This window comes from Lacrimispora sinapis (assembly GCF_043633585.1).
GTDB lineage: Bacteria > Bacillota > Clostridia > Lachnospirales > Lachnospiraceae > Lacrimispora > Lacrimispora sinapis.
Window position 1 is genome coordinate 1637797 of the sequence record NZ_CP141832.1, and the last position, 14914, is coordinate 1652710.

General features: G+C 44.6%; 17 protein-coding genes. 16 read left to right on the forward strand and 1 reads right to left on the reverse strand.

Annotated elements, in window-relative coordinates:
- Positions 1 to 5: 5 nt before the first annotated feature.
- A complete protein-coding gene (locus tag VIG27_RS07515; RefSeq protein WP_394526794.1) occupies positions 6 to 935 on the reverse strand; it encodes a DUF5677 domain-containing protein in 930 nt (309 codons plus the stop codon).
- 498 nt (positions 936 to 1433) lie between these two features.
- On the opposite strand from VIG27_RS07515, the gene VIG27_RS07520 reads away from it, so the two are divergent.
- The 16 genes from VIG27_RS07520 (at position 1434) to VIG27_RS07595 (ending at position 14844) form a co-directional block, all read left to right on the forward strand.
- The gene (locus VIG27_RS07520; RefSeq protein WP_394526796.1) at positions 1434 to 2372 is read left to right on the forward strand and encodes a COG2958 family protein; all 939 of its coding nucleotides are present in this window, start codon (positions 1434 to 1436) and stop codon (positions 2370 to 2372) included.
- 214 nt (positions 2373 to 2586) lie between these two features.
- Complete coding sequence (locus VIG27_RS07525) at positions 2587 to 2976, forward strand: helix-turn-helix domain-containing protein (RefSeq protein ID WP_394526799.1); 390 nt, start codon at positions 2587 to 2589, stop codon at positions 2974 to 2976.
- 7 nt (positions 2977 to 2983) lie between these two features.
- Positions 2984 to 3619, forward strand: a complete 636-nt coding sequence (locus tag VIG27_RS07530; protein WP_394526802.1) for an ImmA/IrrE family metallo-endopeptidase — start codon at positions 2984 to 2986, stop codon at positions 3617 to 3619.
- 269 nt (positions 3620 to 3888) lie between these two features.
- The gene (locus VIG27_RS07535; RefSeq protein ID WP_394526804.1) at positions 3889 to 4068 is read left to right on the forward strand and encodes a hypothetical protein; all 180 of its coding nucleotides are present in this window, start codon (positions 3889 to 3891) and stop codon (positions 4066 to 4068) included.
- 146 nt (positions 4069 to 4214) lie between these two features.
- Complete coding sequence (locus VIG27_RS07540; RefSeq protein ID WP_394526806.1) at positions 4215 to 4625, forward strand: sigma-70 family RNA polymerase sigma factor; 411 nt, start codon at positions 4215 to 4217, stop codon at positions 4623 to 4625.
- A gap of 217 nt (positions 4626 to 4842) precedes the next feature.
- Positions 4843 to 5202, forward strand: a complete 360-nt coding sequence (locus VIG27_RS07545) for a hypothetical protein (RefSeq protein ID WP_394526808.1) — start codon at positions 4843 to 4845, stop codon at positions 5200 to 5202.
- Positions 5162 to 5545 carry a hypothetical protein gene (locus VIG27_RS07550; RefSeq protein WP_394526810.1) on the forward strand — a complete coding sequence of 128 codons (384 nt, stop codon included), beginning with the start codon at positions 5162 to 5164 and terminating at the stop codon, positions 5543 to 5545. Before VIG27_RS07545 ends, VIG27_RS07550 begins: the two co-directional genes overlap by 41 nt.
- Positions 5546 to 5872, forward strand: coding sequence for a hypothetical protein (locus VIG27_RS07555; RefSeq protein ID WP_394526813.1), 327 nt, complete (start codon positions 5546 to 5548; stop codon positions 5870 to 5872).
- Positions 5872 to 7002, forward strand: coding sequence for a DUF2800 domain-containing protein (locus tag VIG27_RS07560; RefSeq protein WP_394526815.1), 1131 nt, complete (start codon positions 5872 to 5874; stop codon positions 7000 to 7002). The genes VIG27_RS07555 and VIG27_RS07560 overlap by 1 nt, the downstream gene beginning before the upstream one ends.
- Before the next feature lie 5 nt (positions 7003 to 7007).
- Positions 7008 to 7559 carry a DUF2815 family protein gene (locus tag VIG27_RS07565; protein WP_394526817.1) on the forward strand — a complete coding sequence of 184 codons (552 nt, stop codon included), beginning with the start codon at positions 7008 to 7010 and terminating at the stop codon, positions 7557 to 7559.
- A 66-nt stretch (positions 7560 to 7625) separates the two neighbouring features.
- Positions 7626 to 9566: a DNA polymerase gene (locus tag VIG27_RS07570; RefSeq protein WP_394526819.1), complete on the forward strand. Its 1941-nt coding sequence runs from the start codon at positions 7626 to 7628 to the stop codon at positions 9564 to 9566.
- A 13-nt stretch (positions 9567 to 9579) separates the two neighbouring features.
- Positions 9580 to 11961, forward strand: a complete 2382-nt coding sequence (locus VIG27_RS07575; RefSeq protein ID WP_394526821.1) for a VapE domain-containing protein — start codon at positions 9580 to 9582, stop codon at positions 11959 to 11961.
- Positions 11962 to 12211: 250 nt separating this feature from the next.
- The gene (locus tag VIG27_RS07580) at positions 12212 to 12496 is read left to right on the forward strand and encodes a VRR-NUC domain-containing protein (RefSeq protein WP_288829151.1); all 285 of its coding nucleotides are present in this window, start codon (positions 12212 to 12214) and stop codon (positions 12494 to 12496) included.
- The gene (locus VIG27_RS07585) at positions 12477 to 13844 is read left to right on the forward strand and encodes an SNF2-related protein (protein WP_394526826.1); all 1368 of its coding nucleotides are present in this window, start codon (positions 12477 to 12479) and stop codon (positions 13842 to 13844) included. The genes VIG27_RS07580 and VIG27_RS07585 overlap by 20 nt, the downstream gene beginning before the upstream one ends.
- Positions 13822 to 14307: a hypothetical protein gene (locus VIG27_RS07590; protein ID WP_394526830.1), complete on the forward strand. Its 486-nt coding sequence runs from the start codon at positions 13822 to 13824 to the stop codon at positions 14305 to 14307. Before VIG27_RS07585 ends, VIG27_RS07590 begins: the two co-directional genes overlap by 23 nt.
- Positions 14308 to 14490: 183 nt before the next feature.
- A complete protein-coding gene (locus VIG27_RS07595; RefSeq protein ID WP_394526833.1) occupies positions 14491 to 14844 on the forward strand; it encodes an HNH endonuclease in 354 nt (117 codons plus the stop codon).
- The last annotated feature ends 70 nt before the right edge of the window (positions 14845 to 14914 follow it).

Genomic DNA, 14914 nt, shown 5'->3' on the forward strand with positions numbered 1-14914 from the left:
GATGTTTATTGCAACAGTGGGCTCTCAATTCCATCTAGCAAATCCCGTTTATTTAAAAAGTTATCATGCATTTCTTCAAGGAGAACTATCAGTTGTTGATCTTCGGCAACTTCTGTACATAAATCTTGGGATATGCCATGACCAGAAAAACCTTTAATGAATTTTATTATTGTATCACAGCATATAATCAATACTGGGTTGAGTTGGCGAATATCGGCTTCATGTTCTTGAAAATTAGGGCTGAAAGTATCGGAGGCTTTGTCGTAATTCAAGTAATTCTGGGTGATATCCACCCAATCGCCATGAATATTATGACATTTGGTTCTGTATGCAATATCGTATAGACGCTGATTTCCAGTAGAGCGGAATTTGTCACTAATGTTGGGAACTTTAGTTTTATTTTCTCTGACTTCCTCATAAGATATTCCAGCTTTATTATAAGTGTTGTGTATGGAACTTAATAATTCTGTCTGCCATGGTGATGTTTTTCCTCCATTTTTTTTAATGTCATCGTTAATTGCTTTTTCAAAAAAGGCTTCCGGTTTTAAGCTATGTACGCGAAAATCATTTAATTGTGAACTTTGGTAGTTGAGAACAAAGTATTGTAGATTCATATTATCTTCCAATAACATTCTCTCAAAAAAACCAGCCAATTCGGTGGTCATTGTTCTTTTACACACTAAACGTCTTTGAAAACAGAGCATTTTGTAAATACGTATTAGCTGTCCATATATAACGGCTTCATCTCTATTATAGCCTTTTTGTGTGTGAACAGATGTCTGGATTATATATTCAATGCGGGCTGCAGGAAGCATGACTAAGTCACACCAAGTTTTTGTAAAATCATCATTTTGAACAGTATTGGATTCATTTTTCTGTATTAGTTCATTAATATTAGCGCTTATGGTTTGACCAATATCTATAATATCTTCCATTTGAAGTCCTCCTCAATTTTAATTGAAAATTGTCAACATTTTCTGGTTAGTCAGGAATTACAACGCAATGGTCAACAACGTCTCTCTTAGTATCATTTAAAACAAAGTAGTTTATTGTGTATAACGAGTTCGTCAAGAACAAATAAATTTGCAATATCTCATTCTAAAGGTCGGTAGGTTTCAGTTTGTATAATCATAAAATACTCCTAGCATCTTATGAAACTATTATAACAAAAATATAAATAAAGAAAAAGATGAAAAAAGCAGATGGATTTTTCTAATCTGTTGAGTATTTAATTTGATAATTGTTTATGGAAGAAAAATTAGGGTTTAGCTAAGAGGCAACTTATATTTATGAAATATCAATTGAAAAAAGAAAGTAGCTAATATAGAATAAAAATATATCAGATAGATACATATCTCTATTGGGGATTCTCCCAAACTTTCCTAGAATGTGATACAATAAAAAATAACATGTACGAAAGGGGAAATTAATTAATGGGTTATAGCTTTTTAGATTTAGCAAAAGAAGTATTAGAACACGAAAACATACCACTGTCAGTAGAAGAATTGTGGGAAGCGGCGGGCAGATATGGCTTATTGGAGAAACTTTCTTCCTCCGGCAAAACCCCTATCCGTACCCTGTCAGCCAGAATATATGTAGACCTCAAGAACAACCAGGATACGATATTTGAACAGGTAAGCAAACGCCCGGTCAAGTTCTTCCTGAAAGGTCAAACGGCAGGATTACAGGAGTATGAGGACAGGCAGGAACGGGCAGGAAAGAAGCTGAAATTTGCAGAACGGGATTTACACATTCTGCTTTCCAGTTTTGTGAATTCCGATGAACATTTTAAATGCTCTACAAAAACCATATACCATGAAGTTTCCAAGCGTGAAAAGAGTGGAAAGAACAAATGGCTGCACCCGGATCTTGTAGGGGTACATTTTCCCTTTGAATCTTATACACCGAATACCCTTAAGCTATTTGATATTTTAAAAGTGAATCCTTATAAGCTGTATTCCTTTGAAATGAAAATCAATATCAATCTTGCCAACCTCCGGGAGTATTATTTCCAGGCAGTTTCCAATTCCAGTTGGGCGCATGAAGGCTATCTGGTAGCACTACATATTACGGAGAACCCGGAATTAATGGATGAAATGCGCCGTTTAAACAATGCATTCGGGATCGGAGTAATCCGGTTAGATGCGGAGCATTTCATGCAAAGTGAAATCCTGTTCTCGGCAAAGGAAAAGGAATCCCTTGACTGGGATACCATTAACCGTCTGGTCGATAGCAACCCGGATTTTAAGAAATTCCTGGAAGACTTAATGGAAGATATCAAAGTAGGGAAGATTAAGAGTAAATATGATGAAACCTACACCGAAGAAGAGCAGATGTGCCAGTATGCTTTAAAATGCGGAATCCTGTCTTGAATTTCTGACAGCAACAATTCTAATTCAAATCATATATCCCCACTGTCAGCTTAATGTTTAGCAGGCAGCAGGGGATTTTTTAATCTGACTTTGTCTATAAAATTCAAAATACCAAAACCAACAAAAAATATTTATGTCAATTAACAAGTTGACGAATAGATGTTTGTATTCATGGCAATGCTTACCATATAAAATTCTTTATAGGGAGAAAGCTATGAATACAGACCATAGATTAAGATTTGGAAAATACGTGGAGACACTTAGAAAAAGCAAAGGAAAATCTCTACGGGAAACGGCGAAAGCCATAAAAGTATCGCCACAGTTCTATAGTGAGGTTGAGAAAGGAAGAAGCAGCACCTTTACGGCAGAGAGACTGAAATTACTGGCATATTTTTTAATGTTGGACGATGAGCAAACCCATACACTTTATGATATGGCAGCAGAGTCTCGGTCATCTAATGATATTACAACACCCCAGGATTGTGCAGATTATATGCTCTGCAATTCCTATGTGATAGAGGCATTGCGGCTGTCGATGGAAACAGGTGCAGGGGAAAAAGAGTGGCAGGTCCTGCTGAATGAATTAAAGGCAAGGAGAGGGTGAACCGATTATGTACCAGCCAAAGTTAAGGAAAAAAAGAAATGGTGTACCCATCATGTGTAATGGAGAGATCGATGCTCATGCAGAAGAATTTCTAAAAGACTATAATCCTTCCGTATTAAAAACCCCACAGCCAGTAAATATGGAAGAATTTGCAGAATTTTATCTCGACTTGACCTTGGATTATACGTACCTTTCCCATTGCGGGCTGATTTTAGGCAGGATGGTATTCCAGGAGACAGAAAGAGTTCCTATTTATCTTCCGGAAGAAAAATGTGCGGATTATCTGTATGCAAAGAGAGGTACCATGCTCATCGACCATACAGTTTTGGAAGATTGGAAGGAGCACCGGCTCCGCTCCACGATAGGACATGAATGCGGGCACTGGGTATTTCATTCGGACTTTTATGCATATGCCAAAAGCAGAAATAACCAGAAAAAAATAGTAGCATCAGAAATAGTAGGATGTAAAAAGGCAGATATTGAGGGTGGATTAGAGATAAACGGGAAGAAAAGGCTGGTTACGGATATAGACTGGCTGGAACATCATGCAAAATATTTCAGTGCCGCTATATTGATGCCAAAAACACCGTTTATCAATGCAGTAACAGACTTGACTGTCACCCCTTATATGAATCAGATTTAGCAGAGAAACTTTCAGGGATATTTCAGGTATCACCCATTTCTGCCAGTATCCGATTGTCCCAATTGGGATTCACCCAATATGCAGGCAAGAATCAAAATAATCATGATGAAAGACAGCTTAACATATTCCGGCAGATGCCAAGCACTCTGTGAATGTCAGAGTGCTGATTTTAAAGGGAGCGTGTCAAGTACATAGTTGACATTTTTATCAGCTTATTTTTTTGTACCATATGTCAACTAACTCATTGACAGGAAAGGAGCTATACCAGGATGAAGGAGAAAATGAACTGCCCTATATGCCGGAAACGGGCATTTGATATATGCTCATCTGCAAACGGGGATATATGGGTAGAACTGAAATGTCCCCATTGCAGGAATATCATACAGGTCCGTTACAGGATTTGCAGTATTCAGGAAGAAAAGATTAAAGAAGAATTAGTAACCTATTAAAAGAAATCTACCGAGCAAAGGGTCCGCATAAGCGCGACACCAAATAGCCGGAGTAAAGCGGAATACCAGCTTACTCCGGCTATTTTTTTGCCTGTTTTTCCATTTCTGCTGCTGCCGCTTTACTCACGGGTAAAGAAAGGAGCAGTATGAGAATCAATTATGAGTTTTTAACCGGAGAGAGTTTGGAAATAGAAGTGGATGACAATATTGGTGAAGTTATCATCGAAATGGAGAAGATGCAGTTCAGGAGAAATCGTACCGAAACGAGACGGCATAATTCTCTGGAATTCATGCAGGAGATCCGTGATGGGTATAGCCCAATGCAGTTTGCTGACAATAGGGCGGATGTTGAACAAATCATCATTCATTCAGATGAGAAAGAAAGGCTGCACCGGGCCATTCAGAAACTGGATCGTAAGGATTCCATAATTGTTAAGAAATATTATTTTGAGGATAAGACCATGGCGGAAGTCGGAAAAGAATTAGGCATTACAGCAATGGCCGTATCCAAGAGACTGAAAAAAATCCCGGATAAGATAAAAAAACTATTGGATTAGTTTAAAAGATCACTTTCCCGTGGCTATAAGATAGAGGCTTTGAAAATGTCTCAAAAGGAAAGGAGGTTTTTGCTATGAGGACAGTGCGGATTATTGTAAGTGGAGAGGAGTGTTCAAAGATTATGGTAACGAATAAGAGAACCAAAAAAGGATTCCTGGCGTTCCTTTCAGAAAAAAAGAAGTCATTAGCCATGTGCGGAAAGGATAGCAGGAAAAGATGAAAAAGATTTTTATATGCAGCCCTTTTCGTGGAGATGTAAAAGGGAACAGCGAAAAAGCTGCAAGATTTTGCAGAAAGGCATATGAGGAAGGCTGTCTCCCGATTGCTCCGCATCTTATGTTCCCTCAATTTCTGAATGAGGATAGTCTCAAAGAGCGAACGGATGGGATTTCCATGGGACTGGAACTGATGCAGGAGTGTGATGAAGTCTGGGTATATGGAAAGACAACGGATGGCATGGCGCAGGAAGTGAAGTTTGCCATAGAGCATGGAATTCCGGTCTGGTTCAAAGAGATACAGGAAGGAGGAATGCCGGATGAAGCTGGTAATGATTGTAACAAAGATAACGGGAAATGAGGAAAATGACCAGGCCAGGGCTTTGGAATATTGCCGTTTTGCTACCCATAAGGGAGCCCTGCCAATCAGCTCTTATCTGAATTTCCATAATATTTTCATGGATGAAATTGGAACCGCAGTGGAACATTTGCTGACTTTGAGGCTGGCAAAACAAGTGGACGAAATATGGGTATTTGGAAATGAAAAAGATGAGGAAAAACGCGGTCTGATAGAGAAAGCCTGCCTGGAATATGGCGACCGGGCAAAATACTTTGATGCAAGAGAAATCGGAGAGGAATTATTGCTGTGTACCATGTTCTCTGAGGAATTAATGCAACGATTGGAAGAGATGGAGGAATGTTAGATGGGCAGTGAATTATTGAAAATGGCAGAAGGATTCTCTATGGTAGCGGAGAGCCTACGGAGCCTTGCCGGGCAGACAGAGATGATAAATCCATGTACAGATAGAGCAGAGGATATAATGCAGGAGAAGCAGGCAGATACTGCAAAAGCAGATACCAAGGAAAAGAAAGTGACCGTAGAGCAGATCCGGGCAATATTGGCGGAGAAATCCCAGGACGGAAAGACGGTACAGATTAAAGAACTTCTGAAAAAATATGGTGCTGTGAAGCTGTCAGCCGTAGATGAGAAAGATTATTCGGCACTGTTTGCCGATGCAGAGAAATTGTAATGGGGCGGCATGCATTGTTATCCGCATCTTCTTCCAGGCGATGGCTGAACTGTACTCCGTCTGCACGGCTGGAACAGCAGTTCCCAGCGGACGGAGGAAGTATTTATGCGGAAGAAGGAACCGCCGCCCATGCCCTGGCAGAACATAAGTTGAAACGTCTGCTTAAGAAGCGTTCCAGGCGTCCGGTTTCCGATTATGACTGTGATGAGATGGAAGATTATACGGATGAATACGTTTCTTTTGCCATGGAACAGATTGAAAAGGCGAAACAGTCCTGCAAGGACCCGGTCATTCTCATTGAACAGCATCTGGATTTTTCCCGGTATGTACCAGAAGGGTTCGGTACCGGGGATTTAGTGATTGTGGCGGACGGGACCTTGTTCATCATTGATTTGAAGTATGGAAAAGGCATTGCTGTGGAAGCGGAGGAAAATCCGCAGATGATGCTGTATGCGTTGGGGGCATTGGAGCTTTTCGACGCTATTTATGATATTGAAAGAGTCAGCCTTACCATTCATCAGCCCCGTTTGGAATCTATCAGTACCTGGGAGATTACGGTGGCTGGTTTGAGAAAATGGGCAGAAGAATACCTGATTCCAAGAGCAGCATTGGCGAATAAAGGACAGGGTGAATTTGTTTCCGGTTCCTGGTGCAGGTTTTGCAAAGCCAGGAATCAGTGCAGGGTCAGGGCGGAGAGCTTCCTGGAACTGGCGAAAATGGAATTTCGCCAGCCGTCTCTGCTTTCCGATGAAGAAATTGCAGAGGTACTGAAAAAAGCTGATGAGCTTGCCAAATGGGCAGCAGATATCTATGCCTATGCCCAGGATGAGGCAATCACTCATGGCAAATACTGGAATGGGTTCAAGCTGGTGGAGGGCCGGAGCAACCGTAAGTACAGCAGTGATGAGGAAGCAGCGGAAGCTGCAAATGCAGCCGGGTATACAGATATTTATAAACAGGTACTCATTGGTATTACGGAGATGGAAAAGCTGATGGGGAAAAAGAAGTTTGCAGAAATACTTGGAAAATTTGTGTATAAGCCACAGGGCAAAATTACACTGGCACCGGAGTCGGACAAGAGACAGCCGGTGGAAACAGCAGCTGCAGAAGCGGATTTTAAGGAGGAGTAAACCATATGAACATTGAGAATAAAAATGCACCAATCACAAAAGTAATCGTACCTTGCAGATTTTCTTATCTGCATTGCTGGGAGGCGAATGCAGTAGATGGAGGGGAACCGAAGTATTCCGTATCAGCCATTATTCCGAAATCGGATACGGAAACCATTGGGAATATTAAGTCAGCCATTGAACAGGCAAAGAAGGATTCCCTTTCCAAGTGGGGAGGGAAGATTCCTGCCAATTTGAAACTGCCTTTACGTGACGGTGACATTGACCGTCCGGAGGATGAAGCTTATGCGGACAGCTATTTCTTTAATGCCAATTCCAGACAGGCTCCCCAGGTGGTGGATAAGAATGTGCAGGCAATCCTGGACCAGTCCGAGGTATACTCCGGCTGTTATGGCAGGATTTCCGTCAATTTCTATGGATTCAATAATAACGGAAACCGTGGCATTGCCGCAGGGCTTGGGAATATCCAGAAGTTAAAGGACGGGGAGCCTCTTGGTGGCAGAACGAATGCAGAAGATGACTTTGAAGCTTTGGAAGAGGAAGATTTTCTAGGATAAATGGTACTGGGTGGACGGAGTATCCGCCCGGTTACATAGAGGTAAGCAGGAAAGGAAGTGATACAGATGAAACGGACACTGGCAATTGATATAGAGACCTATTCCGATGTGGACTTGATAAAATGCGGGGCTTATGCGTATGCGGACAGCCCTGCTTTTGAAGTCCTTTTGTTTGCTTATAAATTTAATGACGAAGACATCAGGATTGTAGATTTGGCCCAAGGGGAGGAGCTGCCGGAGAAAGTAAAGGAAGCGGTGTTTGATGCTGCTGTGGTAAAAACTGCGTTCAATGCCAATTTTGAGCGGATTTGTCTGAGTAAATATTTCGGTGTCCGTCTGTCACCGGAATCCTGGCACTGCAGCGCGGTTCAGGCAGCATTGCTTGCCCTTCCCCGGTCGTTAGAGGACGTTGGGGCGCTGCTGGGGCTGGAAAGGCAGAAGCTGAAAGAGGGCAGGGATTTAATCCGCTATTTCTGCGTTCCCTGCAAGCCAACGAAAAGTAATGGAGAAAGAACCAGAAATCTTCCGGTCCATGCACCGGAGAAGTGGGAATTATTCAAAACCTACTGTATCCGGGACGTGGATGTAGAATATGCGATCCGGAAGAAGCTGAAAAACTTCCCCGTTCCTGAGCGTGAAATGGAACTTTATCGTCTGGATCAGAAAATCAATGACCGGGGCGTTCTGGTGGATAAGGAACTGGTACGGCAGGCGGTATCCGGGGATTTGATCCATAAGGAGATTGTGACAAAACGGGCATATGAGTTGACCGGAATGGAAAATCCCAATTCCGTTGCACAGATGAAGGAATGGTTGAATGAACAGGGAGTGGAGGTGGAAAGCCTAGCGAAAAAGGCGGTCAGGGAACTGATCCAGGAATCCGGAGGGGAAGTGCAGGAATTGTTGAAACTACGGCTTCTGATGGCAAAGACCTCCGTGAAAAAGTATGAAGCTATCGAACGCAGCGTATGTTCAGACGGAAGGGTGCATGGCTTATTGCAGTTTTACGGGGCAAACCGCACAGGCCGATGGGCAGGGCGGTTGGTACAGGTACAGAATCTCCCTCAGAACCATCTCCCTGATTTGGAACTTGCAAGGAAGCTGGTGAAGAATGGGCGGTTTGAGGAAGTGGAGCTTTTATATGAGTCTATACCAAATGTGCTGTCAGAACTTATCCGCACCGCTTTTATTCCAAAGGAGAACTATCGGTATCTGGTAGCGGACTTTTCTGCCATTGAAGCCAGAGTGCTGGCATGGCTGTCCAGGGAGCTATGGAGGCTAGATGTGTTTGCCACGCATGGAAAGATTTACGAGGCATCCGCTTCCGCCATGTTTCATGTGCCGATGGAGGAGGTTACGAAAGGTTCCCCACTGCGGCAGAAAGGGAAAATCTCAGAGCTGGCACTTGGTTACGGAGGAGCCGCAGGTGCACTCATTTCCATGGGAGCGATGGACATGGGAATTAAGGAAGAAGAACTTTCTTCCCTGGTTTCAACCTGGAGAAAAGCCAATCCCCATATCACACAATTCTGGTGGGAGGTGGATAAGGCTGCAATCCAGGCAGTCACCGAGAAAAAGAGGACGCAGGCAGGAAGAATTGTGTTTGAATACCGTAGCGGGATTCTTTTTGTCATTCTTCCTTCGGGCAGTAAGCTGTCCTATGTGAAGCCAAGAATAGAGATGAATCAGTTTGACCGGAAAGGACTGACCTATGAGGGAATCGGAGAGAACAAGAAATGGTGCCGGATAGAAACCTATGGACCGAAGCTGGTTGAGAACATCGTACAGGGGACAGCCAGAGATTTATTGGCGGAAGCCATGCTGAGGGTAGACAAAGCAGGATATGCAATTGTCATGCACTGTCATGATGAGATTATAGCAGAAGTACCGGAAGGAGAAGGTTCTGTGGAGGAACTGTGCAGGCTTATGGCAGTGCCGCCTGTATGGGCAGATGGTCTGCCACTCCGGGCGGACGGTTATGAGTGCAGTTTTTATAAAAAAGATTGAGGAGGCTGGGAAAATGAAGTTGTATGTCTCAGTGGGGAATTCCAGGAAAGACAAAAAGTGGAATGGCGTGGAGATGGAACTGGAGGAATTCAGGAAACGGATTGCCGTAACTATCCGCACCTCGGAAACAGTAGAGCAGTACCGAAAACTGTCCAAGGCAAGACAGGATGATATCAAAGATGTGGGCGGTTTTGTGCTTGGGAAGCTGAAAGACGGCCGGCGGAAGAAGGAGTGTGTGGTGTTCCGTTCCGGGCTAACTTTGGATATGGATTATGCTTCAGAAGATATTGCAGACCAGCTTGAACTGTTCCATGACTTTCACTGTTACTTATACTCCACACATAAACATACCATGGAAAAGCCAAGGCTCCGGCTGGTGATTCCGTTGTCCAGGAATATTACACCAGATGAGTACCAAGCAGTAGCAAGGAAAGTAGCGGAAGCAATCGGTATGGAGTTGTTTGATGATACCACCTATGAACCTTCCCGGCTGATGTACTGGCCAAGCACTTCCGCAGATGGAGAGTTCATATTCCGGGAGATTGAAGGTGAGATTCTGAATCCGGATACTGTCCTGCAGAAATATGAGAACTGGCATGATTCTTCCCAGTGGCCGGTGAGCAGCCGTCAGCAGACCATTGTACAGCGGGAAATGAAAAAGCAGGCGGATCCTCTTACTAAGGAAGGAACCATTGGGGCATTCTGCCGGGCATACTCCATTGAAGATGCCATCGAAGCTTTTCTTTCAGACATCTATACCACAAGCGAGATACCGGGAAGGTATGACTACGTATCGGCGGATTCCCAGGCGGGTGTTGTAATCTATGCGGGAAAGTTCGCCTATTCCCATCATGCCACGGATCCTGCCTGCGGTCAGCTTATGAATGCCTTTGATATGGTCCGGATTCATAAATTCGGGGAACTGGATATAAAGGCGGATGAAGATACGGAGAGCAGTAAGCTGCCTTCTTTCAAGGCCATGAGCGAGTTCGCTGTATCTGATGAGAAGGTAAAACTGGAACTTCTGGTAGAAAAGGAACAGGCAGTCAACTGGGAGTTTGCTGCGGAAAAAGATTGGAGGCTGGGACTGGAATACAACCGCCAAGGCGTGCTTGTCAACAACCTGAAAAATCTCCTGCTGATTTTGAACCATGATGAAAAACTGAAGTCCATTGTATTTAACCAGTTTAGCGACGGTATGGAGATTAAAGGGGAGGTGCCTTGGGAGCATCCGGGGAAGTTCTGGCGGGATGCGGACGATTCCCAGCTTATTTCCTACGTAGATTTAAACTATGGGAATTTTTCTGCCAGGAACTATGACATTGCTGTGACGAAGGTAGTGGATGACCGTTCCTATCATCCGGTCAGGGAATTCTTAAACTCTTTGCCGGAATGGGATAAAAAGCCCAGGGCAGATACCCTCTTAGTGGATTACCTGGGTGCGGTGGATAATGTTTATGTGCGTGCGGTGACCAGAAAGACTTTATGCGGTGCTATAGCCAGAGTGATGAGTCCAGGATGTAAATTTGACACCATGCTGGTATTGAACGGTCCGCAGGGAAAAGGAAAGTCCACGCTGATCGCGAAGCTGAGCGGGGAGTGGTTCAATGACTCTCTGCTCTTAAATGATACCAGGGATAAGACCGCTGCGGAAAAACTGCAGGGTTATTGGATTTTGGAAATCGGAGAGTTGGCCGGTCTTAAGAAAACGGAGATTGAAACACTTCGTGGGTTCCTTTCCAGGCAGATTGACATTTACCGTGCATCCTTTGGACGCAGGGCAACGCCGCATCCAAGGCAGTGTATCTTTATTGGAACTACGAATGCGGAGAACGGGTATCTTCGGGATACCGCAGGTAACCGGAGGTTCTGGCCGGTGAAAACACCCGGTGATGCAGCGAAGTCATCCTGGGAACTGACCGAGGAGGACGTCCACCAGATTTGGGCTGAGGCATTGTCATATTACAAAGCAGGGGAATCCTTGTGTCTGGATAAAGCGGTGGAACAGATGGCAATCAAGGAGCAGCAGATTGCCATGGAGGTTGACGAGCGGGAAGGCATTGTGAAGGAATACCTGGAAAAGCTGCTGCCGGAGAACTGGGAGAGCATGGAACTTTATGACCGCCGGAATTATGTGAATGGTTCTGAGTTCGGAGAACAGCGGGAAATAGGTGTGAAAAAGAGGGAACGTGTTTGCAATATGGAAATATGGTGTGAGTGCTTTGGTAAAGAACGCTCGAACCTCAAGCGCCAGGACGCCAATGAGATCACGGCGATTATGGCAAATATAGATGGCTGGAGGAAGTCGGACGCAAAAATCCGGTTTCCGATTTATGGAGTAGTCAGGGGGTATTGCCGGGAGGAAAATGTTACGGCAACAAAAGGCAACAATTAGCCAGATGGGCAACAAAGAAAATTGTTGCTGTTGCCGGGAAAGCTGCCTTAAATGAGTTAGAAGGGCAACAGGCGTAAAGGCAGTAATGATGAGCGTTAGCGTGCATATGTTGCCGTTGTTGCTGATACCACCTTATATTTATGAAATGATAAAAAGGATAGAGGAAAATGTGTGCAAATGCGTGTTTACGTTATATACGTGCAAGAACAGCAAATCGGCAGCAGAACATTTGGAAGGGAGGCTGAAAAGTATGGCAGAAGAAAGACAGATAGAGATAGCCCTGCAACGGCAGGCAAAAAAGCGTGGCGGCAGGGCTGTGAAATTCACCTCTCCGGGTTTGGATGGGGTACCGGACCGTCTGGTGCTTCTGCCGGGCGGGAGATGTGCTTTTGTAGAGCTGAAGGCTCCCGGAAAGAAGCTGCGTCCTCTGCAGGAGAAAAGGAGAACACAACTGGAAGCCCTGGGCTTTCCGGTTTACTGCATAGATAGAACTGAGATGATTGGAGGTGTACTGGATGAAATACAATCCACATGAATATCAGGATTACGCAAAGGAATTCATCATTGGACACCCGGTGAGTCTGCTTCTTTTAGACATGGGGTTAGGGAAAACCGTAATTACGCTGACCGCCCTTTGGGAGCTGTTGCTGGATTACTTTGAAGTCAGGCGGGTTCTTGTAATCGCGCCTTTGCGTGTAGCACGGGATACCTGGCCGGGAGAGTATGAGAAGTGGGATCACTTGAATGGATTGCTGCTTTCTCCCATTCTTGGCTCGGAGAAAGAGAGGAAAGCGGCATTAAACCGGAAGGCGAATGTGTATGTGATCAACCGGGAGAACGTTGAGTGGCTGGTAGGGCAGGGCAACTGGGATTTTGACATGATTATAATCGATGAGCTGTCCTCCTTCAAATCCCACAAGGCAAAGCGGTTCAAAGCTCTTAGAAAAGTAAGGGCGAAGGCACACTGGATTGTGGGCTTGACCGGAACTCCCGCACCAAACGGTCTGATTGACCTTTGGGCGGAAATTGGCATTCTGGACATGGGGCAGAGACTTGGACGATTTATCGGGACGTACCGGGATCGGTTCTTTCTGCCGGATAAGCAGAGCCGGGATATGGTGTATTCCTATAAGCCAAAAGATGGAGCAGAGGAACAAATTTATGGATTGATTTCAGACATCACTATCAGCATGAAGGCGGTGGACTATCTGGAAATGCCGGAATGTATTTATAACCGGGTGGAGGTGAGCCTGAATGAGAAAGAGTATGATCTATACCGGAAACTGGAAAAGGATATGCTTCTTCCTTTTGAAGGAGGGGATGTGGATGCGGTTAATGCGGCGGGACTTTCTAATAAATTGTTACAAATGGCAAACGGAGCAGTCTATGATGAGAGCGGGGATGTGCGGCATATCCATGACCGAAAGCTGGACGTTTTAGAAGATTTACTGGAAGCAGCAAATGGGAAGCCGGTGCTGATGGCTTACTGGTATAAGCATGATAAACAGCGGATAAAGGAACGGTTTCAGGCGGTGGAACTGGACACTTCGGAGGATTTTAAGAAATGGAACAACGGTGAGATACCACTTGCTATGATCCATCCGGCATCTGCCGGGCATGGGCTGAACCTGCAGGCAGGAGGTTCTACACTGATCTGGTTCGGACTTATCTGGTCATTAGAACTGTATCAGCAGATGAATGCCAGACTTTGGAGACAGGGACAAAAAGAAACGGTGGTGATTCATCATCTGATAGCGAAAGGTACCATGGATGAGCAGGTGTTTGCTTCTTTGGAGAGAAAGAATACCGGGCAATCCGCACTGGTGGAGGCGGTAAAGGTCAGGATTGGAGGTATCCGGGATGGATGTGGAAAGAATCTTTAAAGAATACCGGGAATGGAAACATAGCCTGGCCTTGTTAGAATTTGAGTTGGGCCGATTCCAGGGAATTCCATATGAGGACGTTATCGAGAGCCTGTGTTTTTCAAAACCACAGGGAGAGCGTGTACAGACCAGCGGTACTTCTGATAAAACAGGAATGACCGCCATGGTTTACAGGCAGGTAAAGGAAAGGCTGGATGATGAGTGGTTCGATTTTTTGCTGGGACGTTATAAACAGATTAAAGAAGAAATGGATTTCCTGGAATATGCTATTCGCCAACTGAGCGGGCGTCTGTCTGAGATTATATGGGATATGATAATAGAACAGTCAAGCTGGCAGGAGCTAATGATAAAATATAATGTAAGCCATGCTATGGTTGGAAAGTACAGGAAGAAAGCCGTGGAGGAATTGAAACGGATTTATGAACTGCGCGGGCAGCAGACAGATTCCTATTTGTTAAGCTGAATGGGTAGACTAAGTGTAGACAATGAGTTGATTGAAAGTTTACCGGATCTTGTGTTATGATTAAGCTGCGAAGAAATGTAAAGAGTCTTGTGGATTTAATTCCATGAGGCTTTTTTTATGCCTTTGCACTGGCAGGGACTTATCCTTTCACCCTGCCACTACATACGGAAGGAGTGAATTTAGATGCCGAGAAAGCCGAAGAAGCCCTGCAGGTATCCGGGATGTCCGAATCTGACAGAGTCAGCCTATTGTGAAGAACACAGCTATCTGTATCAGACAGAGCGTGCCGGAGTATCAGAGAGAGGTTATAACGGACGCTGGCGGAAAGCCAGGCGCAGGTATCTGAAAGAACACCCGCTGTGTGTCCGGTGCCGGGAACGTGGGAAACTGGTGAAAGCCACCGTAGTGGACCATATTATTCCGCACCGTGGAAATGAAGAATTGTTCTGGGATAAGTCCAACTGGCAGGCGCTGTGTAAGAATTGTCATGATAGAAAGACGATGACGGAAGACCGTTATCAGGAATACAAATACTGACAGAGAAAAGCCTTGGGAGGTTTCCATGGCTTTTCATCTGAATGTTTTTTGTTTTTGCAGTATCTTGGAT